This window comes from Variovorax jilinensis, assembly GCF_030316885.1.
Classification (GTDB): Bacteria; Pseudomonadota; Gammaproteobacteria; order Burkholderiales; family Burkholderiaceae_C; genus Variovorax; species Variovorax jilinensis.
The window spans coordinates 706,272-726,494 of the sequence record NZ_JASZYQ010000003.1 but is presented as its reverse complement, the minus strand read 5'-3'; the positions used below and the strand labels follow the sequence as shown (position 1 = coordinate 726,494).

The 20,223-nt window shown below is 69.3% G+C and carries 18 protein-coding genes, 1 pseudogene and 1 riboswitch; of the genes and pseudogenes, 5 read left to right on the top strand and 14 right to left on the bottom strand.

What is annotated here, in order from left to right; all coding sequences use genetic code 11:
* Window positions 1–52: 52 nt before the first annotated feature.
* Together clpB and QTH87_RS15025 are read left to right on the top strand one after the other, a co-directional pair.
* Window positions 53–2,674 carry an ATP-dependent chaperone ClpB gene (gene clpB, locus QTH87_RS15030; protein ID WP_286610131.1) on the top strand — a complete coding sequence of 874 codons (2,622 nt, stop codon included), beginning with the start codon at window positions 53–55 and terminating at the stop codon, window positions 2,672–2,674.
* A 5-nt stretch (window positions 2,675–2,679) separates the two neighbouring features.
* Complete coding sequence (locus tag QTH87_RS15025; protein ID WP_286610130.1) at window positions 2,680–3,015, top strand: hypothetical protein; 336 nt, start codon at window positions 2,680–2,682, stop codon at window positions 3,013–3,015.
* A gap of 1 nt (window position 3,016) precedes the next feature.
* Here QTH87_RS15025 and QTH87_RS15020 read toward each other — a convergent pair whose 3' ends face one another.
* The 6 genes from QTH87_RS15020 to QTH87_RS14995 all read right to left on the bottom strand — a co-directional run bounded on the left by QTH87_RS15020 (window position 3,017) and on the right by QTH87_RS14995 (window position 9,783).
* A complete protein-coding gene (locus QTH87_RS15020) occupies window positions 3,017–4,840 on the bottom strand; it encodes an AMP-dependent synthetase/ligase (protein WP_286610129.1) in 1,824 nt (607 codons plus the stop codon).
* Window positions 4,841–4,850: 10 nt separating this feature from the next.
* Window positions 4,851–5,648: an ABC transporter ATP-binding protein gene (locus QTH87_RS15015; RefSeq protein WP_286610128.1), complete on the bottom strand. Its 798-nt coding sequence runs from the start codon at window positions 5,646–5,648 to the stop codon at window positions 4,851–4,853.
* A 117-nt stretch (window positions 5,649–5,765) separates the two neighbouring features.
* Entirely contained in the window at window positions 5,766–6,953 is a 1,188-nt protein-coding gene (locus QTH87_RS15010) for an ABC transporter substrate-binding protein (RefSeq protein ID WP_286610126.1), read from the bottom strand.
* 35 nt (window positions 6,954–6,988) lie between these two features.
* Window positions 6,989–8,026 (bottom strand): branched-chain amino acid ABC transporter permease, encoded by a 1,038-nt coding sequence (locus QTH87_RS15005; protein ID WP_286610123.1) that lies wholly within the window; start codon window positions 8,024–8,026, stop codon window positions 6,989–6,991.
* A 15-nt stretch (window positions 8,027–8,041) separates the two neighbouring features.
* Complete coding sequence (locus tag QTH87_RS15000; RefSeq protein WP_286610122.1) at window positions 8,042–8,923, bottom strand: branched-chain amino acid ABC transporter permease; 882 nt, start codon at window positions 8,921–8,923, stop codon at window positions 8,042–8,044.
* Entirely contained in the window at window positions 8,920–9,783 is an 864-nt protein-coding gene (locus tag QTH87_RS14995; protein ID WP_286610120.1) for an ABC transporter ATP-binding protein, read from the bottom strand. Before QTH87_RS14995 ends, QTH87_RS15000 begins: the two co-directional genes overlap by 4 nt.
* 120 nt (window positions 9,784–9,903) lie before the next feature.
* Here QTH87_RS14995 and QTH87_RS14990 point away from each other — a divergent pair, with 120 nt between their 5' ends.
* Together QTH87_RS14990 and arfB are read left to right on the top strand one after the other, a co-directional pair.
* Window positions 9,904–10,602, top strand: coding sequence for a TetR/AcrR family transcriptional regulator (locus QTH87_RS14990; protein ID WP_286610119.1), 699 nt, complete (start codon window positions 9,904–9,906; stop codon window positions 10,600–10,602).
* A gap of 3 nt (window positions 10,603–10,605) precedes the next feature.
* The gene (gene arfB / locus QTH87_RS14985; RefSeq protein ID WP_286610116.1) at window positions 10,606–11,019 is read left to right on the top strand and encodes an alternative ribosome rescue aminoacyl-tRNA hydrolase ArfB; all 414 of its coding nucleotides are present in this window, start codon (window positions 10,606–10,608) and stop codon (window positions 11,017–11,019) included.
* A gap of 9 nt (window positions 11,020–11,028) precedes the next feature.
* Here arfB and QTH87_RS14980 read toward each other — a convergent pair whose 3' ends face one another.
* Entirely contained in the window at window positions 11,029–12,729 is a 1,701-nt protein-coding gene (locus QTH87_RS14980) for a SulP family inorganic anion transporter (RefSeq protein WP_286610114.1), read from the bottom strand.
* Between the two features lie 93 nt (window positions 12,730–12,822).
* Window positions 12,823–13,653: an AraC family transcriptional regulator gene (locus QTH87_RS14975; protein WP_286610112.1), complete on the bottom strand. Its 831-nt coding sequence runs from the start codon at window positions 13,651–13,653 to the stop codon at window positions 12,823–12,825.
* 89 nt (window positions 13,654–13,742) lie between these two features.
* Between QTH87_RS14975 and QTH87_RS14970 the strand changes: the two genes are divergently transcribed.
* Complete coding sequence (locus QTH87_RS14970) at window positions 13,743–14,993, top strand: MFS transporter (protein WP_286610110.1); 1,251 nt, start codon at window positions 13,743–13,745, stop codon at window positions 14,991–14,993.
* A gap of 49 nt (window positions 14,994–15,042) precedes the next feature.
* Here QTH87_RS14970 and arsC read toward each other — a convergent pair.
* From arsC to QTH87_RS14940, 6 genes and pseudogenes are all read right to left on the bottom strand, one after another.
* Window positions 15,043–15,402 (bottom strand): annotated as a pseudogene (arsC, locus tag QTH87_RS14965) (arsenate reductase (glutaredoxin)); the annotation flags it as partial.
* A 13-nt stretch (window positions 15,403–15,415) separates the two neighbouring features.
* Window positions 15,416–15,928 carry a 6,7-dimethyl-8-ribityllumazine synthase gene (locus tag QTH87_RS14960; protein WP_286610108.1) on the bottom strand — a complete coding sequence of 171 codons (513 nt, stop codon included), beginning with the start codon at window positions 15,926–15,928 and terminating at the stop codon, window positions 15,416–15,418.
* Window positions 15,929–16,013: 85 nt separating this feature from the next.
* Window positions 16,014–16,175, bottom strand: a riboswitch (FMN riboswitch).
* A 107-nt stretch (window positions 16,176–16,282) separates the two neighbouring features.
* A complete protein-coding gene (locus tag QTH87_RS14955; protein ID WP_286610106.1) occupies window positions 16,283–17,377 on the bottom strand; it encodes a DNA glycosylase AlkZ-like family protein in 1,095 nt (364 codons plus the stop codon).
* Between the two features lie 55 nt (window positions 17,378–17,432).
* The gene (locus QTH87_RS14950; protein WP_286610104.1) at window positions 17,433–18,161 is read right to left on the bottom strand and encodes an alpha/beta fold hydrolase; all 729 of its coding nucleotides are present in this window, start codon (window positions 18,159–18,161) and stop codon (window positions 17,433–17,435) included.
* Between the two features lie 109 nt (window positions 18,162–18,270).
* A complete protein-coding gene (locus QTH87_RS14945) occupies window positions 18,271–19,266 on the bottom strand; it encodes a helix-turn-helix domain-containing protein (RefSeq protein ID WP_286610102.1) in 996 nt (331 codons plus the stop codon).
* Window positions 19,267–19,342: 76 nt separating this feature from the next.
* Window positions 19,343–20,221: a sugar phosphate isomerase/epimerase family protein gene (locus QTH87_RS14940; RefSeq protein WP_286610101.1), complete on the bottom strand. Its 879-nt coding sequence runs from the start codon at window positions 20,219–20,221 to the stop codon at window positions 19,343–19,345.
* Between the last annotated feature and the right edge of the window lie 2 nt (window positions 20,222–20,223).

Genomic DNA, 20,223 nt, shown 5'->3' with positions numbered 1-20,223 from the left:
CGGTCTTGAACTCGCCACGAAACGGCCCTATTTTGAACGCAGGAATCAAGCCATGCGACAAGACAAACTCACCACCAAGTTTCAGGAAGCCCTCGGCGACGCCCAGTCGCTCGCCCTGGGCAACGACAACGCCTACATCGAACCGGCCCACCTGCTGGTCGCGATGCTGCGCCAGGACGATGGCCCGCGCGCGCTGCTCGAACGCGCCGGCGCCAACGTGCCGGGGCTGCTTTCGGCGGCCGAAGCCGCCATCAAGAAGCTGCCGCAGGTCGAGGGCCACGACCAGGTTCAGGTAGGCCCCGAGCTGGGCAAGCTGCTGCAGGCGACAGAGAAGGAATCGATCAAGCGCAACGACCAGTTCATTGCGGGCGAGCTGTTCCTGCTGGCGCTCGCCGACAGCAAGGCCGACGTGGGCAACCTGGCGCGCGCCAACGGCGTCACGCGCAAGTCGCTCGAAGCCGCGATCGAAGCGGTGCGCGGCGGCCAGGGCGTGAACAGCGCCGATGCAGAGGGCCAGCGCGAGGCGCTCAAGAAATACTGCCTCGACCTGACCGAGCGTGCCCGCCTGGGCAAGCTCGACCCGGTCATCGGCCGCGACGAGGAAATCCGCCGCGCCATCCAGGTACTGCAGCGCCGCACCAAGAACAACCCGGTGCTGATCGGCGAGCCCGGCGTCGGCAAGACCGCGATCGTCGAGGGCCTGGCCCAGCGCATCGTCGCGGGCGAAGTGCCCGATTCGCTCCAGGGCAAGCGCGTGCTGTCGCTCGACATGGCCGCGCTGCTCGCGGGTGCCAAGTTCCGCGGCGAATTCGAGGAGCGCCTGAAGACCGTGCTCAACGAACTGGCGAAGGACGAGGGCCAGACCATCGTCTTCATCGACGAGTTGCACACCATGGTGGGTGCGGGCAAGGCCGAGGGCGCGATGGATGCCGGCAACATGCTGAAGCCCGCGCTGGCGCGCGGCGAACTGCACTGCGTCGGTGCCACCACGCTCGACGAATACCGCAAGTACATCGAGAAGGACGCCGCGCTGGAGCGCCGCTTCCAGAAGATCATCGTCGGCGAGCCGAGCGTGGAGGCGACCATCGCCATCCTTCGCGGCCTGCAAGAGAAGTACGAAGTGCACCACGGCGTGCAGATCACCGACCCGGCCATCGTCGCCGCCGCCGAACTGTCTGACCGCTACATCACCGACCGCTTCCTGCCCGACAAGGCCATCGACCTGATCGACGAGGCCGCGGCCAAGATCAAGATCGAGATGGACTCCAAGCCCGAGGTCATGGACCGGCTCGACCGCCGCCTGATCCAGCTGCAGATCGAGCGCGAAGCCGTGCGCCGCGAAAAGGACGAGGCCTCGCAGAAGCGCTTCGGCCTGATCGAGGAGGAGATCGTCAAGCTGCAGAAGGAGATCGCCGACTACGACGAGATCTGGCAGGCCGAGAAGGCCCAGGCCCAGGGCAGCGCGCACATCCGCGAGGAGATCGAGAAGCTCAAGATCGAGATCAAGGAGTGGGAGCGCAAGGGCGACTTCAACAAGCTCGCCGAGCTGCAGTACGGCCAGCTGCCGGCGCTCGAGAAGCGCCTGAAGGAAGCCGAGGCCAGCGAGGCCAGCAAGGGCGGCTCGAACAAGCCCACGCTGCTGCGCACCCAGGTCGGCGCCGAGGAGATCGCCGAAGTGGTGGCGCGCGCCACCGGCATCCCGGTGTCCAAGCTGATGCAGGGCGAGCGCGACAAGCTGCTGCTCATGGAAGGCAAGCTGCACGAGCGTGTGGTCGGCCAGGACGAGGCCATCGGCGCGGTCGCCAATGCGATCCGCCGCTCGCGCTCGGGCCTCTCGGACCCGAATCGTCCGACCGGCTCGTTCCTGTTCCTCGGCCCGACGGGCGTGGGCAAGACCGAGCTCTGCAAGGCGCTCGCGGGCTTCCTGTTCGACAGCGAGGATCACCTGATCCGCGTCGACATGAGCGAGTTCATGGAGAAGCACTCGGTGGCACGCCTGATCGGCGCGCCGCCCGGCTACGTGGGCTACGAGGAAGGCGGCTACCTGACCGAGGCCGTGCGCCGCAAGCCCTACAGCGTGCTGCTGCTCGACGAGGTCGAGAAGGCGCATCCGGACGTCTTCAACGTGCTGCTGCAGGTGCTCGACGACGGCCGGCTGACCGACGGCCAGGGCCGCACCGTGAACTTCAAGAACACGGTGATCGTGATGACCAGCAACATCGGCTCGCCGATCATCCAGTCGATGGTCGGCAGGCCGACCGAGGAGATCAAGGAAGCGGTCTGGGACGAGCTCAAGAACTACTTCCGGCCCGAGTTCCTGAACCGCATCGACGAGACCGTGGTGTTCCATGCGCTCGACGCGAAGAACATCGAGGCCATCGCCGCGATCCAGCTGCAGGTGCTCAAGGAGCGCCTCGCGAAGATGGACCTGGGCCTCGAGGTGTCGCCGGCGGCGCTGGCCGAGATCGCCAAGGTGGGGTTCGACCCGGTGTTCGGTGCCCGGCCGCTCAAGCGTGCGATCCAGCAGCGGATCGAGAATCCGCTGTCGAAGCTGCTGCTCGACGGCAGCTTCGGTCCCAAGGACACGATCAGCGTCGGCACCGACCCGATCCGGGCCCCGGGCCAGTTCACGTTCAGCAATGACCGGGAACCAAGCGCCGAGGCCGTATCCTAAGAACGATGCTGAACTTCTTCCTACGCCTGGTCTTCTTCATGCTGGGGCTGGTCTTTGCGGCCAGCCTGGCGGTGGCGCTGCTGCTGCTGGCTGCCGTCTGGGGCCTGCGCTACGGCTGGGCCCGCCTGACCGGCAAGCCCGTGCAACCCTGGGTCATGCGCTTCGATCCGCGCGGCGGCTTCGATCGCTTCCGCGCCGCGGGCCGTCCGGCGGCGCCCACCGCGGCCGACGTGGCCGGTGCGCGGGCCCAGGGCCAGCAGGCCGACAGCCCTGTGCGGCTGCGCGACCCTGGCGTGGTCACCGACGTGCAGGCGCGCCCGGTGTCGCGCGACGGCGGCTGAATCAGCTGCCGCCCGCGTACAGCGCCTCGATCTCGCTCGCGTAGCTCTGGTAGATGCTCGCGCGCCGCACCTTCATGGTCGCGGTGACTTCACCGTCGTCGTGGTCCAGCTCCTTGGTCAGCAGGTGGAAGCGGCGCACCTGCGACACCTGCGCGAGCTGGCCGTTGCCGCGCTCGATCTCGGCGCCGATCAGTTCGCGCACGCGCGGCTGCTCGACCAGCGAGCGGAAGTGGGTGAACGGAATGCGCTCGGCCTCGGCCCATTTGCCGACGGTCTCGTAGTCGACCTGCACCAGCGCGCCGACGAACCTGCGCCCATCGGCCACCACGATGCATTCCTTGATGAAGGGGCTTCCCTTCATCGCGTTCTCGATCTCCGACGGCGTCAGGTTCTTGCCGCCCGCCGTGATCATGATGTCCTTGAGCCGGTCGACGATGCGCAGCTGGCCGTCGTCCTCGCGCACCACGTCGCCGGTGTGCAGCCAGCCGTCGCGGATCGATGCCGCGGTGGCCTCGGGATTCCTGTAGTAGCCCTCGAACACCATCTCGCCCTGCACCAGCAGCTCGCCATCGGCGCCGACGCGATGCGAGGTGCCGAGCGTGGGCGGCCCCACGGTGCCGATGCGCACCGCCTCGCCGCGATGGCCGGTGATCATGCCGCTCGATTCGGTCAGGCCGTAGACCTCGACCAGCGGCACCCCCAGCGCGCGGAAATAGCGCACCACCTCGGGCGGGATCGGTGCCGCACCGGTGAGCGCCACGCGCACGCGGCGCAGGCCGATGAAGTTCTGCAGCGCGCGCAGCACGGTCCAGTAGGCGAGCGCGAAGCGCAGCCGTTCGCCGGCCGTCCAGCGCTCGCGCGGCTTCTCGGCCAGCGGCATGGCGGCCGCCAGTGCACGCCGGTAGAGGGCACGCTGCAGCGCACCGGCTTCCTGCATCTTGATGCTGATGGCCGCGTGCAGCTTCTCCCAGATGCGCGGCACGCCGAGGAACATGGTGGGTGCGACCTCGCGCAGGTCTTCCTGCACGGTGCGTATCGATTCGCCGAAGTTGACCTGCGAACCCAGGTAGAGCGGCACGAAGGTGCTGAGCATCTGCTCGGCGACGTGGCACAGCGGCAAGTAAGACAGGTGCGTGGTGCTGCCGTCGAGCCCGAGGCGATCGACGATGCCGGGCACCACGCCGCGGATGTTGCGCCACGAGATCATGGCGCCCTTGGGCTTTCCGGTGGAGCCCGAGGTGTAGATCATGAGTCCGATGTCGGACAGTGTCTGGGCCTGGAGCGCGGCGTCGATGACGGCTTCGCCGCCCTGCGCGGCGGCCGCGGCGCCGGCCCGCTCGACCTCCTCGAAGGTCGACACGCGTTCCCGCAGGGCCGGATCGAGGCTGCGCAGCCCCTTGGTCTCGATGACGACGATGCGCAGCAGCCGTGGCAGCCGATCCAGCGCCTCGATCACCTTGTCGGTCTGCTCCTGGTCCTCGCAGACCATCACCTCGATGTCGGCGTGGCCGACCACGTAGGCGATCTCGCTGCTCGGGCTGGTCGGGTAGACGCCGACCGTGACCGCGCCCACGAGGCCGGCGCCCATCTGCGCCAGCACCCATTCGACCCGGTTCTCCGAAAGGATGCCCAGGTGGCCGCCGGCCGGCAGTCCGAGTGCGCGCAGGCCGAGGCCGAAGTGGCTCGCGCGGCGGTGGTAGTCGGCCCATCGCAGCGGATGCCAGATGCCGAAGTCCTTCTGTCGGATCGCGATCGCGTCGGGCTGCGTGCGCGCCTGCTCGCGCAGCATCTGCGGCAGCGTGAGGGTAGGGAGGGCGCTACTCATGCCGGGGCCTTCACGAGAGCCAGCGCTTGCGGCGCTTGTAGTGCTTGAGGCCGCGGAAGCTGCGTGCCTCGCCGCTGCCGCCGACGCCGAGATAGAACTCGCGCACGTCCGGGTCGGCCGCCAGCCGCTCGGCCGTGCCGTCGATCACGATCTTGCCGTTCTCCATGATGTAGCCCGCGTGCGCCACCGCGAGCGCGACGCTGGCGTTCTGCTCGACCAGCAGCATCGAGACGCCGCGCTCGGCGTTGATGCGCGCGATGATCGTGAAGATGTCCTCTACCAGCTTGGGCGACAAACCGAGCGAAGGCTCGTCGAGCAGGATCAGCTCGGGCTCGGCCACCAGCGCGCGGCCGATCGCGAGCATCTGCTGCTCGCCGCCCGAGAGGTAGCCGGCCAGACCGCGGCGGCGTTCGTGCAGCCGCGGGAAGTAGGCATAGACCGCATCGAAGTTGCGTGGCACCGGGCCGCGGCCGGTCAGTGCGTAGGTGGCGGCCACGAGGTTCTCCTCGACCGTGAGGTCCTCGAACACGCGCCGGCCTTCCATCACATGGCTCAGTCCGCGCCGCACCAGCGCCTGCGGCGCCAGCTCGGCGGTCGGCGCACCGTTGAAGTGGATGCGCCCGGCCTGCAGCTCGCCGTCCTCGAGCGCGAGCAGCCCCGAGATGGCCTTCAGCGTGGTGGACTTGCCGGCCCCGTTGCTGCCGAGCAGCGCCACGATCTGCCCGCGCGGCACGGCCAGCGACAGGCCGCGCAGCACCTGCACCACCTTGTTGTAGACGACCTCGATGTTGTTCACCTCGAGGATCATGGCTCGCCCCCAGGTTGGCTCGCTTCGTGTAGCCGCCCACCCCCGACGGGGGGCAACCAGCGGCCCGGCAAAGCCGGCTCCGCGGTGTTCCTGGAAGGAGCCATTCGCTTGCATCGGCTAGTTTTCCAATGAGATCCAGTCCGAGGCCGCGACCATCTTCTGCGCCTTCATGTCGGCCTTGTAGACGCGGCCCACGGGGATCGAGTTGCCCTTGATGGTGATCGGCACGCCGATCAGGCCGCCGGTGTCGAAGTTCTTGATGCTGTTGAGCGCCGCCTTGAGGTTCTTGCCGTCGAGCGGCTTGCCGGCATCGAGCGTGCGCTTTGCCGCTTCGGTGAACAGCATCGCGGTGAGGAAGCCCTGCGTGTAGGCCGTGCTCTGGTATTCGGGGCGCAGCTGGCGGATCTTGTCGAGCATCGGCGCCTTGGCCGAGGTGTCGTAGTAGTAGCGATAGGGCATCACGCCCATGAAGCCGTCGCCGGCGTCGCCCATCTTCATGACGGTCGAGCTGTCCATGGTCCAGAAGGTGCCCATCCACTGGCTGGTCATGCCCATCTGCTTGCCCTGCTGCACGAACTCGGGGATCGGCGCCAGGATGTAGCCGTGGAAGATCGTGTAGTCGGGATTGGCGCGGCGCAGCTTGATCACCTCGGTCGAGACGTCGACGCTGCCGGGCGGCGTCATGAGCTTGACCGGCACCGAGAGCCCGAGCTTCTTGGCCATCGCTTCGCTGGCCTCGATCGGATCGCGGCCGAACTCGGAATCCGAATACACGAAGGCCACCTTGGCACCCGGCTTCTCCTTGGCGATGTGCTTGAGCAGGATGCCGAACATCTCGGTGTAGTCGGGCCCGACCAGGAACTGGTTCGGGTACTTGGCCGGGTCGTTGAGCTCGGTCGCGAAGGAGGCGCCCGCCATCAGGATCTGGCCGTTGCGGTCGAGCTCGGGGTTGATGGTCTTCGCGAAGCCCGTGGAATCGCCGTAGTAGAGGTTGACCTTGTTCTGGCTCGTGATCTTCTTGAAGGCCGCGACAGAGGCATCGACCTTGTAGCCGGTGTCCTCGGGCACGTAGCGCAGCTTCCGGCCCTTGATGCCGCCGGCGTCGTTGACGATCTTCACGTAGTCGGCGATGCCGGCGTTGATGCCGATCCCGGCGAAGGCGAAGACGCCGGTCATCGGGATCGAGCCGCCGATCACGATGTCCTCGCCGGCCTGGGCATGCACTGCCAGCGGCGCGGCGAGGGCGGCCGATGCGGCCAGCAGGAGCGAGCGGCGGCGTGCCGAGACGGGTTGCGCTTTTTTCATGAGGTCTCCTCGTTGCGTTGAAGGAATGCCGTGGCCTAGTTCCGGAAGGGCCACAGATGGAAAAAACGGCGAATGCGCCGCCACACTTCGGCGAGCCCATGGGGCTCGAACACCAGAAACCCGACGATCAGCAGACCGAAGACCACCGTGCGCACCGGCGACAGGAACACCGTCGCCTCGGTGCCGCCGGGCAGCAGGTCGAAGACTAGCTTCAGCAGCTCCGGCACCATGGTCATGAACACGGCGCCCAGGATGCCGCCGAGGATCGTGCCCATGCCGCCGACGATGATGGCGGCCAGGAAGAAGATCGACATCAGCAGCGGAAAGCTCTCGGGCGTGACGACCCGGAAGAAGTAGGCCCACAGCCCGCCGGCCACGCCGGCGTAGAACGACGACAGCCCGAACGACAGCAGCTTGTAGCGCAGCAGCGGAATGCCGAGCACCTCGGCCGAGATGTCGCGGTCGCGGATCGCGATGAAGGCGCGGCCGATGCGGGTACGGAACAGGTTGGCGGCACCGAGCACCATCAGCAGCATGACCGGCACGATCACCCAATAGAGCTTGAAGGAGGTGTCGAGCGCGATGCCGAACCACTGCGCGGGCGGCAGCGAGATGCCCGTGGTCCCGCCCGTGAGCTTGAGGTTGGCGAAGAGGAAGTGGGTGATGAACGAGGCCGCGATGGTGGCGATCGCGAGGTAGAGCCCCTTGACCCGCAGCGAGGGGATGCCCACCAGCAGGCCGCCGAGCATCGCGACCACGCCGCCGGCCAGCAGGTTCAGCAGGAAGGGTGTGCCCAGGCGCGTCTGCATGATCGCCACCGTGTAGGCACCGAGCCCCATGAATGCCGCCTGGCCCAGGCTCACGAGCCCGGTGTAGCCGGTCAGCACGTTGAGCCCGGTGGCGCTCGCGACGTTGATCGCCACCAGGCAGGCCAGGTAGAGCCAGTAGTCGCTGGCCATGAACGGAAACAGCACCAGCAGTGCGGCGCCGAACGCGAGCCACGTCTTCTGCGTGCGCGAGTCGAACAGCGCGGCATCCGCGACGTAGCTTTGCTTGAGGGTGCCGATGCGCATCAGTGTCCCGGCTGTCTAGAGCCGCTCGATCTCGTGGGTGCCGAACAGGCCGTAGGGGCGGATCATCAGCACGACGATCAGCACCACGAAGGTCGCGAGCATGCGGTATTCGCCGCCCAGGTAGGAGCCCGCGAGCGCCTCGACCAGGCCGATGAAGACGCCGCCGACCAGCGCGCCGAGCACGCTGTCGAGGCCGCCGACGATCACCACCACGAGCACCGAGAGCCCGAACACGCCCATCGACGACGAGATGCCGCCGATCGAGCCGACGATGATGCCGGCTACCGCCGCGATCATGGCCGAGGCCACCCAGGCGAGCGAGAACACGCGCGGCACGTTGATGCCCATCGAGTACGCGGCCGCCTGATCGGACGCCGTGGCGCGCAGCGCGACGCCGCCGCGCCAGAAGCGGAACACCAGCAGCACGAGCACGATCAGCACCAGCGCCACCAGCGAGCCATAGGCCACCTTGGGCGCCAGGAAGGCATCGCCGATCATCACCGGCGTCTTGGGCAGGAACTCGGGCAGCCGGCGCTGGTCGGCGGTCCAGATGATCTCGACCAGCCCCACCAGGATCGATGCCAGCCCCACGGTGACCATGAAGACCGAGATCGGCGGCTCGCCGAGCAGCGGCCGGATCATGGTGCGTTCGATCAGCGCACCCAGCAGGCCGGCACCCAGCACCGCGCCGAGCACCGCGAGCCAGATCGGCAGCGCGAAGGTCGCGGCGAAGGCGAAGAAGACGTAGGCGCCGATCATGAGCACCTCGCCGATCGCGATGTTGACCACCCGCGTCGCCTTGTAGACCAGCACGAAGGCCAGCGCCGCGAGCGCATAGAGGCCGCCGCTCGCGACGCCGTTGAGCGCGATCTCGAAGAGGTAGGCCCAGTCGATCATGCGGGTTGCACCAACGCGTCGCCGCGCAGCCGCGCTCGCAGCGCGGCGACGTCGCCGGCGCCCAGGTAGGCGCGGATCACCTCGGGGTCGGCCTGCACCGCGGCCGGAGCGCCCTGCGCGATCACCTGCCCGAAGTTCAGCACCACCACATGGTCGGACAGGTCCATCACGAGCCCCATGTCGTGCTCGACCATCAGCACCGTGACGCCCCACTCGTCGCGTACGTCGAGGATGAAGCGCGCCATGTCCTCGGTCTCCTCGCGGTTCATGCCGGCCACGGGCTCGTCGAGCATCAGCACGCGCGGCTCCATCGCGAGCGCGCGCGCCATCTCGACGCGCTTCTGCAGGCCGTAGGGCAGGGCGGAGACCGCCGCGTTTCGGATGTGATCGATCTCGAGGAAATCGATGATCCGCTCCTCGATGTCGCGCCGCAGCTCGGCCTCTTCGCGGCGCGCGCGGCCGAGGTAGAAGAGGGCATCGAAGACGTTCGACCTGAGGTGCGAATGGCGACCGAGCTTGATGTTGTCCAGCACCGTCATCCCGCGGAACAGCGCGATGTTCTGGAAGCTGCGCGCAAGCCCCAGGCGCGCACGCTGCGGCGCGGGCAGCGTCGTGATGTCGCGGCCCTCGAAGTGCACGCGCCCCTCGGCGGGCCGGTAGAAGCCCGAGATGGTGTTGAAGAGCGAAGTCTTGCCTGCGCCGTTGGGCCCGATCACGGCCGTGATCGAACCGCGCGCGACCTCGAAGCCGACGCCGCTGAGCGCCCGCACGCCGCCGAAGGCGAGCGTGAGCGCGTCGACCTGCAGCACGGGGCCGGGGGCGGGCGAGGCGCTGGCGGGAGCGGTCGTTGAGTCAGGCATCGATCAGGGTTTGCGCGAAAGAATCGAGGGCTACTCGTGCGTAGAATTTCTACTCGCCGGTAATGTTCGATGCAGGGCCCGTGGGCGGCATCGGGACTTTCCCGGGCGCCTCATCGATCCATGGCCACCCGCACCCCTCGCAAGACCGTCGGCACTTCGTCCTCGCCCTGGAAGCCGGCCGGCGCGCGGGCCCAGCAGCGCGAGGCCAAGCGCAATGCGGTGCTGCAGACGGCGGCCCGGCTCTTCAACGAGCGCGGCTTCCACGCCACCTCGCTCGACGACATCGCAGAGCAGCTGAACGTCAGCAAGCCCACGCTCTACTACTACGTGAAGAGCAAGGACGACATCCTGCTTCAATGCGTGCGCACGGCGCTCGGCATGATGCAGGCGGGCATTGCCGAGGTGCGCGCGGCGGGCGGTCGCGCGATCGACCAGCTGATCGCCTGCATGCGCATCTATTCGCGCATCGTCACGATGGACTTCGGCATGTGCGTGATCCGCATCGGCGAGGACCCGCTGCCGGCGCCGCGGCGCAAGGAACTGCGCCGCCTGAAGGCCGGCATCGACGGCGAGTTCCGCCGCCTGATCGCCGACGGCATCGCCGAAGGCTCGCTGGCGCCCTGCGATCCCAAGATGGCCGCCTTCGTGCTGGCCGGTGCGCTGAGCTGGATCGGCCGCTGGTACCGGCCCGATGGCGGCTCCGACCCCGAGCAGATCGCCGACCAGGCGATCGCGCTGCTGATGGCCGGCGTGCAGCAGCGGCCGCCGACCACCGCAGCGCCGGTCATCCGCAAGAGGGCACGCGCGAGGTCAGAATAGCGGATGCCTGCGCCGCGTCCACCCGTCCTCGTCGATCCGCTCGAAACCGAGTTCAGCGCGATCCGGGCCCAGGGCGCGGGCGGCCAGAACGTCAACAAGGTCTCGAGCGCGGTGCACCTGCGCTTCGACATCCCGGCCAGCTCGCTGCCACAGGACGTCAAGGACCGGCTGCTTGCGCTGCGCGACAGCCGCATCACGCAGGAAGGCGTGCTGGTGCTCAAGGCGCAGAAGCATCGCAGCCAGGACATGAACCGCGCCGATGCGCTCGCGCGGCTGCAGGAACTGGTCGATGGCGTCGCGGTGCCGCCCACCGTGCGGCGCGCCACCAAGCCGAGCTACGGCTCGAAACAGCGCCGTCTCGCCGGCAAGAGTCAGCGTTCGGAGATCAAGAGCCTGCGCGGGCCGGTGCGCGACTGAGGGGCAACGTCAGGCGGCCTCGGCCTTGGACAACGCATCTGCCGCCACGCGTTGCTGCAACGCGACCAGCGCCTCGGCATCCGTGCGGTAGCTGAAAAGCAGCGGTCCGGGCGCCAGCAGCCCGGCGCGTTCGAGCACCTGTTGCGCCGGCAGCTTGAGCCCCGCCACGTGCAGCCGCACGCCCTGCGACTCGAGCAGGCGGCGGATGCTGCCGAAGACCTCGGCGCCCGTGATGTCGATGCGGTTGATCGGGTAGGCGAAGAGGCAGACATCGGTCAGGCCGGGCCGTTCGGCCAGCGCCACCGTGACCGCGCGTTCCAGCGTGCTGGCGGACGCGAAGTCGAGCTCGGCGTCCATCCGCAGCGCATACAGGTCGGGCGCCAGCGGCGGCAGGTGCCACAGGTGACGGTCGCGCAGGCTGCCGTCGGCATGCAGGCCGACCTCGATGATGCGCGGATGCAGGTGGCGGTACATGTAGTGCGCGAGCGCGGCCAGCAGCCCGCCCAGCACGCCCCAGTAGATCGAAGGCGCGGTGGCGATCGTGAGCACGAAGGTGCCGAAGGCGATCGCGGCCTCGATGCGCGAGATCCGCCACAGCGCGATGAAGGCCGAGGGCCGCAGCAGCCCGATGGTGGCGGTGGCGACGATCGCCGCCAGCACCGCCTGCGGCACGTGGTAGAGCAGCGGCATCGCCCACAGCAGCGCCGCGGCCACCACCGCGACGCTGAAGAGCGTGGCCCATTGGGTCTTGGCGCCGGCATAGAGCGTGATCGCCGAGCGCGAGAACGAGGAACTGGTAGGGAACGATCCGCTCAGGCCCGAGGCGATCTTGCCGAGGCCCTGGCCGATCAGGTCCTGGTTCTCGTTCCAGAGCTTGCCCGCGCGCGCGTTGTCCACCTTGGCGCTCGAGGCGGTCTCGAGGAAGCTCACCAAGGTGATCAGGAAGGCCGGCAGCAGCAGCGCCCCCAGTTCGTCGAGCGAGAGGCCGCCGGGCCAGTAGAAGCCCGGCAGCCCCGCCGGCAGCTTGCCGATCACCGCGCCGCCGCCGAGCGCGTAGCCGAGCGCGGCGCTGATCGCCGCCGCGGCAGCGACCAGTGCCATGGTGGTGGGGAATTTCGGCGCGACACGCTTGCCGAGCCACAGCGTTGCCATGCCGCCGAGGCCGAAGGCGATCGCGATCAGGTCGGGCAGCGGGCCTTCCATCAGCTGGACCACCGTGCGCCCGGTATAGCCGAACAGCGCCGGCAGCTGCGACAGGGTGATCAGGACCGCGGCCCCTTGCGTGAAGCCCATCAGCACCGGCGAATTGACCATCCGCAGCAGCCATCCGAAGCGTGCCGCGCCGAGCAGCAGTTGCATGAGCCCCGACAGCAGCGTGAGCCAGACCGCGTAGGCCACCCATTCGCGGCTGCCCGGGATGGCCAGCGGCGCCAGCGAGGCACCGACCAGCAGGCTCGTGAGTGCCGTGGGGCCGACCGAGAGCCGTGCCGACGAACTGAACAGCACCGCCACCAGCGCCGGAAAGAGCGCCGCATAGATGCCCGTGACCAGTGGCATGCCGGCCAGTGCCGCGTAGGCGACGCCCTGCGGAATCACCATCAGCGCCACCGTGATGCCGGCCATGGCCTCGTTCGCGAGCATTCCGCGGTCCGGTCGCGGCCAGTCGAGGAAGGGTAGCCAGCGCGTGAGCTGGGCGCGGCTCAGGGCCATGGTCGAGGAGCGCGGAGGGGCATGTATTGCACCGGGCGATGATACGTAAGCGCCTCGGCGCGCGGCCGCGGGTGCGCTCGCCGGGTCGCCGCCTCAGGCCCTTTTCTTGTGCTGGAACGCGGTCGGCGACTGCCCAGTGGCGGCCTTGAACATCGCGCAGAAGGCGCTGTCGGTGGCATACCCGCTGGCCGATGCCACCAGGCTCACGGCCATGCCGCGCGCGAGCAGCGGCAGCGCATGCGCGAGCACCGCCTGCTGGCGCCACTGCTGCCAGCTCATGCCGAGCTGGTCGCGGAACAGCCGCGCCACGGTGCGTTCGCTGGCGCCGATCTGCTCGGCGCGCTCGGCCAGCGTGGCCCGGTTCGCCGGGTTGCGCAGCAGCGTCTCGCACAGCTGGCGCAGGCGCTTGTCGGCCGGCAGCGGCACGTCGATGCGGATCTGGGTGGCGCGCTCGAGCTCGTCCACGAGCAGTGGCGCGATCCAGCGCTCGCGCTGCGCCGCATGCGGATCGGCCGGCGGCAGGCCGTCGGGCGTGGTGTCGAGCGCCAGCATCAGTGCGCGCAGCAGCGGACTGATCTCGAGCACTTCGCAGCGCTCCCAGGTCGGACCCAGCCAGCCGTGCAGGTAGACGGTGCGCAGCTCGGCGTTCTCGATCAGCGTGATGCTGTGGGCCATGTCGGCCGGCACCCAGAGCGCGCGCGAGGGCGGCACGATGTAGCTGCCGTCGGCGGTGCTCAGGCGAATGACGCCGCGGGTCGAGAAGGTCAGCTGCGGCCAGGGATGGCGATGCAGCTCGACCAGGGTGTCGGCCTTGAGGAAGTGTTCCTTGGCGCGCAGCGGCCGAAGCGCATCGGGCGCGTAGAGGTGAGGCGTCAGGGGGCCGACGCTGATGGCGGGGGCCGGGGGGGCGGCGGGTGCAGGCATGAATTCGACAAATGTTGTCTCTGTATCGCCATTCTGCCGCGAGGGGCCCGCTTAGGATCGGTCTCCACGCCAGATTCTTGTTGCAATCCATGTCCTCCATCCCCCATGCCGACGGCGCCGCCGCGACGGTGCGCTCCGATGTCAAGCTGATCGGCCTCGTCGGCCTGGCGCACGCCGTGAGCCATTTCAGCCAGCTGCTGCTGGCGCCGTTGTTCCCCTGGCTCAAGGACGCGTTCAACGTCAGCTACACCGAGCTCGGCGCGGTGCTGACCGTGTTCTTCGTCGTCTCGTGCATCGTCCAGGCGGCCTCGGGCTTCGTGGTCGACAAGCTCGGCCCCCGGCCGGTGCTGTTCGTCGGCCTCGGCCTGCTGGGCCTCGCGGCCTTCGGCTATGCGATGGCGCAGAACTACTGGATGCTGCTGGGCGCGGCCGTGGTGGCCGGCGTGGGCAACGGCGTGTTCCACCCGGTCGACTACACGCTGTTCAACCGCAAGGTCGCGCCGACGCGGCTCGGCCACGCCTACAGCGTGCACGGCATCACGGGCAGCCTGGGCTGGGCACTGGCGCCGGCCTTCGTGGTGCCGATCGCGATGGCCTACGGCTGGCGCGTGGCCCTGGCCGCGGGCGGCGCGGTGGCCTTGCTGGTGCTGCTCGTGCTGTGGCTCAACCGCGGCGTGCTGTCGCTGGACGTCAAGGCGGTGCAGAAGGCCACCGGGAGCGGGGCCGGCACCGGCGGCGAATTCGCCTTCCTGCGCATCCCGGCAGTCTGGATGTGCTTCGGCTTCTTCTTCTTCTATGCGATGGCGCTCAGCGTGGTGCAGACCTTCGCACCCTCGGCAGCGGGACGGCTGCACGACGTGCCGCTCGCGCTGGTCGCGGTCTGTCTCACGATCTACATGGTCGCGAGCGCGGCCGGCATGGTGGTGGGCGGCTTCCTGGCGTCCGACCCGGCGCGCTGCGAGCGCATCGTGGGTGCCGGCTTCGGCATCGCGGCCGTGCTCGCCCTCGTGCTTGCGCTGGCCGACTTCGCGCCCGTGATGGTGCCCGTGCTGTTCGGCGCCATGGGCTTCGCATCGGGCATCGCGGGGCCTTCGCGCGACCTGCTGGTCAAGCGCTCGACGCCCGCCAACGCCACGGGCCGCGTCTACGGCGTGGTGTATGCGGGTCTCGACATCGGCCAGGCGATCGCCCCGCTGATCTTCGGTCGCCTAATGGACCATGGCCAATACACCAGCGTCATCATCGGCCTGGCGGTGGTGCAGGGTGTGCTGATCGCCAGCGCCTTCAACGTGCGGCGCGTTCGGCGCGAGGCGCTGGTGCCGGTTTCGGCTTCGGCGTGAAAGGGGTCGCCCGCGCCGGCCGCGCGCGTGGCGGGCCGGCGACCTACGCCTCGGGCAGGATCTCCAGCACCGTCTCGACCGGCCGGCACAGGCGCGTTCCGAGCGGCGTGACCACGATCGGCCGGTTCAGCAGGATCGGATGGGCGACGATGAAATCGAGCAGCTCATCGTCGGTCCACCGGTCCTCGCCGAGGCCGAGTTCGTCGTAGGGCGTGCCGCGCTGGCGCAGAAGCGCGCGCACCGGCACTCCCATCGAGGCCGCAAGTTCGCGCAGGCGTTGCGCGCCGGGCGGCGTCTTAAGGTATTCGACCACCTCCGGCTCGATGCCGCGCTCGCGCAGAAGCGCCAGCGTGTTGCGCGAGGTGCCGCAGCCCGGGTTGTGGAAGATCGTGACTTCGCCTTTCGACATGGCGGCTGCGCCTTCAGGCCGTGGTCAGGGCTTCGACGCGACGCAGGCCCTCGATGGTCCGCACGCAGGCTTCGGCCACCTCGGTGCCCTTCACCGCGAAATGCTGGTGGAAGTACTTGCGATGCTCCACGTGCTCGTGGAAGTGGTGCGGCGTGAGCACCGCCGACAGCACCGGCACATCGGTCTCGAGCTGCACGCGCATCAGCGCATCGACGACGGTGCCGGCGACGAAGTCGTGGCGGTAGATGCCGCCGTCGACCACCAGCGCGCAGCCCACGATCGCGGCGTAGCGGCCCGAGTTCGCGAGCCGCCGGGCATGCAGGGGGATCTCGAAGGCGCCGGGAACGTCGAAGACGTCGATGGTGTCGAGCGGAATGCCCTGGCGCTTCATCTCGGCCAGGAAGGCGTCGCGCGCCTGGTGGACGATGTCCGAATGCCATTGCGCCTGCACGAAGGCGATGCGGCGGCCGCGCGCCGCGTCCGGCGTGGCGATGGCGGAGAGGGGAAGGTCGTTGATCTGACTCATGGTCTGCCTTTGCAAGGATTGCCTGAATCAGGGCGCACGAACCCGCGGCCGACGGGCGAGCGAAGGCGCCGCATCGGCCACGAGGCCGCGCTCTCTTTCATCCGGACTGTGACCGTCGGCCCCGGGATCGCACCGGGTCTGCTGACCCTGCGGTGGCCTTTGCGGCCGCCGCAGGCGCTCGCGGGCTCGTGCGGCTTGCGCCGCCATCACCGCCGGTGGGGAGTTTCGCCCCGCCCTGAGAACGCTTCGCTCCGGCCGAGGCCGAAGCAGCCGCGATTCTAGGCAGGTCGGCGCGCGCCGGCTGTCACGCACGAGCCATGACCCCGCCCGGCCCGGGGCCGCCGCAGCAGGGGTTCAGCGCGGCGCGAGAAATTGCGTCAGGCGCTGCAGTTCGTCGTCGAGCGCGGTGCGGAAGGCGGCGCCCGCGGGCTTGCGCTCGGCAAAGCCGAATCCCGGACGCAGTCGTCCGTCGGGCGCGGTGACGTTGGCCCAGCCCACCACGCGGTCGTGCCACAGCATCGGCAGCGCGTAGTAGCCGAACTGGCGCTTCGGTGCTGGCGTGTAGGCCTCGAACTTGTACGTCCAGCCCCACAGCAGCGCGAATCGGCGGCGGTCCCAGACCACGGGATCGAAGGGCGCCAGCAGCCGCAGCGCGTCGTCGGGCGCGTGGCGGCGCGAGGCCGGGTTCTCGTCGGCCGGCCAGTACCAGGTGGTGCCGTCGATGCTGCAATTCGCAAGCTCATCGCGCGCGAGCCGCAGCGCGGCCTGGGTCTGTGCCGACAGGTGCGGTGCCCCGTAGCCGAGCAGGCGCACGAGGTAGGTGAGGCTGGCGGCCGGCAGCGGTGCGTACTTGCGCACCACCAGCTCGATCAATGCGGCGGCGCGGCGGGCGCGGGCCTCGGGGCTTTCGTCGGCCGGCGGATGCGCCACCGCCTCGTAGATGCGCGTGCCGCTGTCGCGACGCTTGACGCGCAACAGGCCGCGGTAGTGCAGGCCGTCGAGCAGTTGCGTGGTGGCGTTGCTCGAGCCGCCCCAGTAGTTCTTCACGCGGCCATGCGCGAAGTGCAGCTCGACCTCGCGCGGATGCACGGGGCCGCGTTCGCGCACGAAGGCCAGCACGTCGTTGGCCTTGCGTTGCGTCTCGGCATCCCAGACGCGCGCGGATTCGCGCGGATGCATGAGCGCCAGGTGCTCGCGCGGCAGGAAGCCGTAGTTGACCAGGCAGTCCTCCTCGACCGCGAGGCGGCTGTAGCGGCCTTCCAGGTCGCCCGCGCGGTAGTCGACCACGCGGTGGCGCAGGGTCAGGTCCTGCGCGCGCGCGGGCGCGCGGATCGGATCGGCCTGCACGAAGCCGAGCCGGCGGATCGCGCCCGGCAGCGTGGTGGGCTTGAAGAGCGTGCGCGCCACGGCGTAGCGGCGCAGGGCGTCGATGTCGATGGCGGCGGGCATGCGTGGATTGCAGCACAGCGCGGCGCCGCCTGCAGCAGCGGCCGATTCGGCGGGATCAGTCGCGCCCGGCCGCGAGGATGGCTTGCGCAAGCGCCTTCGGATTGCTGAACCACATCTCGTGGCTGCCGTCGCATTCGACCAGCCTGAAGAGGCCGAGGCGTTCGGACAGCCGCGGATGCCAGGGCAGGCTGTGCGGCATCGCCGTGTCCTGCCGGCAGTTGAGATAGGACTTGCCCACCGCCAGCGCGGCCAGCGGTTGCTCGAGCCGGATCGCCTCGGTGAAGGTGCGGTAGGGATGCGGGTTCAGGGCCTCGAAGCTGCGCTTGGCGAGCGCCAGGTCGGCATCGTTGATGAAGACCTCGCGCCAGATATCGAAGGGCAGCATCACGGCATTGCCGTTGGGCGCGGCGATGGCGTCGAACATCTGCACGTACGGCGGCGGCACCAGGTCGTTGAGGCAGTCGCCGTCCAGCGGCACGAAGGCGTTGACGTAGACCAGGCGCCGGATGTGCGCAGCCAGCCGTGCGGCCGCACCCGAGATCACCATGCCGCCGTAGCTGTGGCCGACCAGGCGCACCGACTCGAGCTTCTTCGACTCGACTAACTCGACCAGCGAGGCGATGGCGTCGGCGAGGCCGATGGCGGCGCGGTCGTCGCCGGGCCGGTTGCCGGCCAGCGTGGGGCAGTGGACCTCGTGGCCCGCCTCGCGCAGAAAGGCGGCCGTGGCTTCCATCTCTGCGCCCGTGTGCCAGGCGCCGTGAACCAGAACGTAGGTGTCGGACATGGGTGTCTCCTTGGGGTGCTCGTTGAAGTCCATGCACTCTAGGACGCTTCGTGCCGCATGGATGGCCGGATCGCGCCAGCGCCCTGGCCGGCCGCTGCCAGGCTCGCGATCAGGATCGTCGGCGCAGCCGGCCGGGCGTACTGCCGAGCCGCGTACGGCACAGCCGGATGAAATGCGAGGGGTCGCCGAGGCCCACGCGCCGGCCGATCTCGGCGATGCTCAGCCGATCGAAGCGCGGGTCGGACAGCAGGCGCTGCGCGACCTCCATCCGGGCGCCCAGCAGAAGTTGCGCAAAGCTCGATGCGCCCGCTGCGAGGCAGCGGTGCAAGGTGCGCGGCGAAACGCCGAGGCCATCCGCCACCTCGCTGGCCGTCAGGCCGGGTTCGGCGTGGCGGGCCCGCACCGCCTCGACGATGCGCGCTCGCAGGGCATCGGCAGATCGTGTTCCCCGGGAAGCGGGCGCAGCGGCGTTGCCGGCCGCGAGCGCCAGCAGCGCGCCGAGCTGATCGACCAGCAGGGCGCACGGAAGTGGCGGCGCCACGGCCATCTCGGGCGTGAGCTGGCGCGCGAACGCACCCAGTGCCGCGCCCCAGCCCGACTGGCCGTCGATGCGCCGGCCGAGCAGCGACCCGGCATCGGGCAACCAGGTCGCGAGCCAATCGGGATGCAGTTGCAGCGACACGGTATCGGCGCAGCGAGGAAAGTGGAATTCGTAGCGCTGCCGGGAATCGACCAGCACCAGGTCGCCCGGCAGCAGGCGGGCACCCGTGTCTTCCTGTGCCGCCGTCCAGGCACTGTCGGCCTTGCACAGCAGGTAGAGGTAGTGGGCGTTGGCCCGTGCGATGGCCGAGCGGGTGCGGTAGACGTGCTGGGCGCTGCCGCGCACGCGATTGACCGACACCGGTCCCCAGGCCACCGAGTCGAGGCGCGACTCGAAGGGCTGCTCGGCGGCACGCGTGGCGGACATCTCGAGGAAGCCCTCGCAGATCGCATCGACCCAGTAGTCGAGCCGCTGCCGAGGTGCTACCGCGTCGGTCGTCCAGCTGCGCATGGCGGCGGGCGAGGCGGCAGCGGACGGCACGAGGGACGGCACGAGGGACGGCATCGCCGGAGTATCTCGGAGCGCCAGCCGGACGGCAAGCCGCGGCGTGGTGTTCCCTCGGCTCGCCGCGGCCTGCTGCCTAGACGGCGCTGCGATGCCGTTCGATGCAGGTATCGAGCGTCTCTTCCCCGCTGCGCTGCCACCAGTCCAGCACCGAGAAGATCTCGACCTCGCTGAAGCCCTGGAAGCCCGCAGCCTCGACCCAGCCGCGGATCTTGCGCAGCTCGACCACGCCGTCGCCCATCATTCCGCGGTCCGACAGCAGGTCGCGCGTGGGCGTGAGCCAGTCGCAGACATGGTAGGCCAGCAGGCGCTCGCGGCCGGCGCGCTCGATCTGCTGCTCGAGCTTCGGATCCCACCACACGTGATAGACGTCGAGCGCCACGCCCAGCATGCCCGAGCGCGCCGGATCGAGCTCGTCGCACAGGTCGAGCGCCTGTTCGAGCGTGTTGATGCAGGCGCGGTCGGCAGCCTGCATCGGGTGCAGCGGCTCGATCGCGAGCGGCATGCCGACTTCGCGCGCATAGTCGAGCGAAGCCGCGATGCCGTCATGCACCTCGGCACGCGCACGGCCGAGGTCCTTGTAGGCGGCGCGGCCATCGAGCGCGCCCGGCAGGGCGCCGACCACCAGCACCAGGCAGGGCGCGTCGAGCGTCTTCGCCTCGTCGATCGCGCGCCGGTTGTCTTCCAGCGCGGCCTTGAGCCCGGCAGCGTCGGGTGCCGGAAAGAAGCCGCCACGGCAATAGCCGGAGAGCCCGATGCCGTGCGCCTTCAGTTGCCTGGCGATGCGCTCGATGCCGACGCCCGCGACCTGGTCGCGCCACGGGCTGATGGCGCGGATGCCGCGTTCGGCGCACTGGTCGATGATGCGGTCCAGCGGCACCTCGGCGCCCTGTTGCTTGCGCACCGTCGCGGTGTTGATCGACAGCCAGTCGTGGTTCTGCGAGAAGTCGCGCATGA

Excerpts from the sequence above, each read along its gene's own strand:
- clpB (WP_286610131.1), top strand. The coding sequence starts at position 53 with ATGCGACAAGACAAACTCACCACCAAGTTTCAGGAAGCCCTCGGCGAC.
- QTH87_RS15025 (WP_286610130.1), top strand. The coding sequence starts at position 2,680 with ATGCTGAACTTCTTCCTACGCCTGGTCTTCTTCATGCTGGGGCTGGTC.
- QTH87_RS15020 (WP_286610129.1), bottom strand. The coding sequence starts at position 4,840 with ATGAGTAGCGCCCTCCCTACCCTCACGCTGCCGCAGATGCTGCGCGAG.
- QTH87_RS15015 (WP_286610128.1), bottom strand. The coding sequence starts at position 5,648 with ATGATCCTCGAGGTGAACAACATCGAGGTCGTCTACAACAAGGTGGTG.
- QTH87_RS15010 (WP_286610126.1), bottom strand. The coding sequence starts at position 6,953 with ATGAAAAAAGCGCAACCCGTCTCGGCACGCCGCCGCTCGCTCCTGCTG.
- QTH87_RS15005 (WP_286610123.1), bottom strand. The coding sequence starts at position 8,026 with ATGCGCATCGGCACCCTCAAGCAAAGCTACGTCGCGGATGCCGCGCTG.
- QTH87_RS15000 (WP_286610122.1), bottom strand. The coding sequence starts at position 8,923 with ATGATCGACTGGGCCTACCTCTTCGAGATCGCGCTCAACGGCGTCGCG.
- QTH87_RS14995 (WP_286610120.1), bottom strand. The coding sequence starts at position 9,783 with ATGCCTGACTCAACGACCGCTCCCGCCAGCGCCTCGCCCGCCCCCGGC.
- QTH87_RS14990 (WP_286610119.1), top strand. The coding sequence starts at position 9,904 with ATGGCCACCCGCACCCCTCGCAAGACCGTCGGCACTTCGTCCTCGCCC.
- arfB (WP_286610116.1), top strand. The coding sequence starts at position 10,606 with ATGCCTGCGCCGCGTCCACCCGTCCTCGTCGATCCGCTCGAAACCGAG.
- QTH87_RS14980 (WP_286610114.1), bottom strand. The coding sequence starts at position 12,729 with ATGGCCCTGAGCCGCGCCCAGCTCACGCGCTGGCTACCCTTCCTCGAC.
- QTH87_RS14975 (WP_286610112.1), bottom strand. The coding sequence starts at position 13,653 with ATGCCTGCACCCGCCGCCCCCCCGGCCCCCGCCATCAGCGTCGGCCCC.
- QTH87_RS14970 (WP_286610110.1), top strand. The coding sequence starts at position 13,743 with ATGTCCTCCATCCCCCATGCCGACGGCGCCGCCGCGACGGTGCGCTCC.
- QTH87_RS14960 (WP_286610108.1), bottom strand. The coding sequence starts at position 15,928 with ATGAGTCAGATCAACGACCTTCCCCTCTCCGCCATCGCCACGCCGGAC.
- QTH87_RS14955 (WP_286610106.1), bottom strand. The coding sequence starts at position 17,377 with ATGCCCGCCGCCATCGACATCGACGCCCTGCGCCGCTACGCCGTGGCG.
- QTH87_RS14950 (WP_286610104.1), bottom strand. The coding sequence starts at position 18,161 with ATGTCCGACACCTACGTTCTGGTTCACGGCGCCTGGCACACGGGCGCA.
- QTH87_RS14945 (WP_286610102.1), bottom strand. The coding sequence starts at position 19,266 with ATGCCGTCCCTCGTGCCGTCCCTCGTGCCGTCCGCTGCCGCCTCGCCC.
- QTH87_RS14940 (WP_286610101.1), bottom strand. The coding sequence starts at position 20,221 with ATGCGCGACTTCTCGCAGAACCACGACTGGCTGTCGATCAACACCGCG.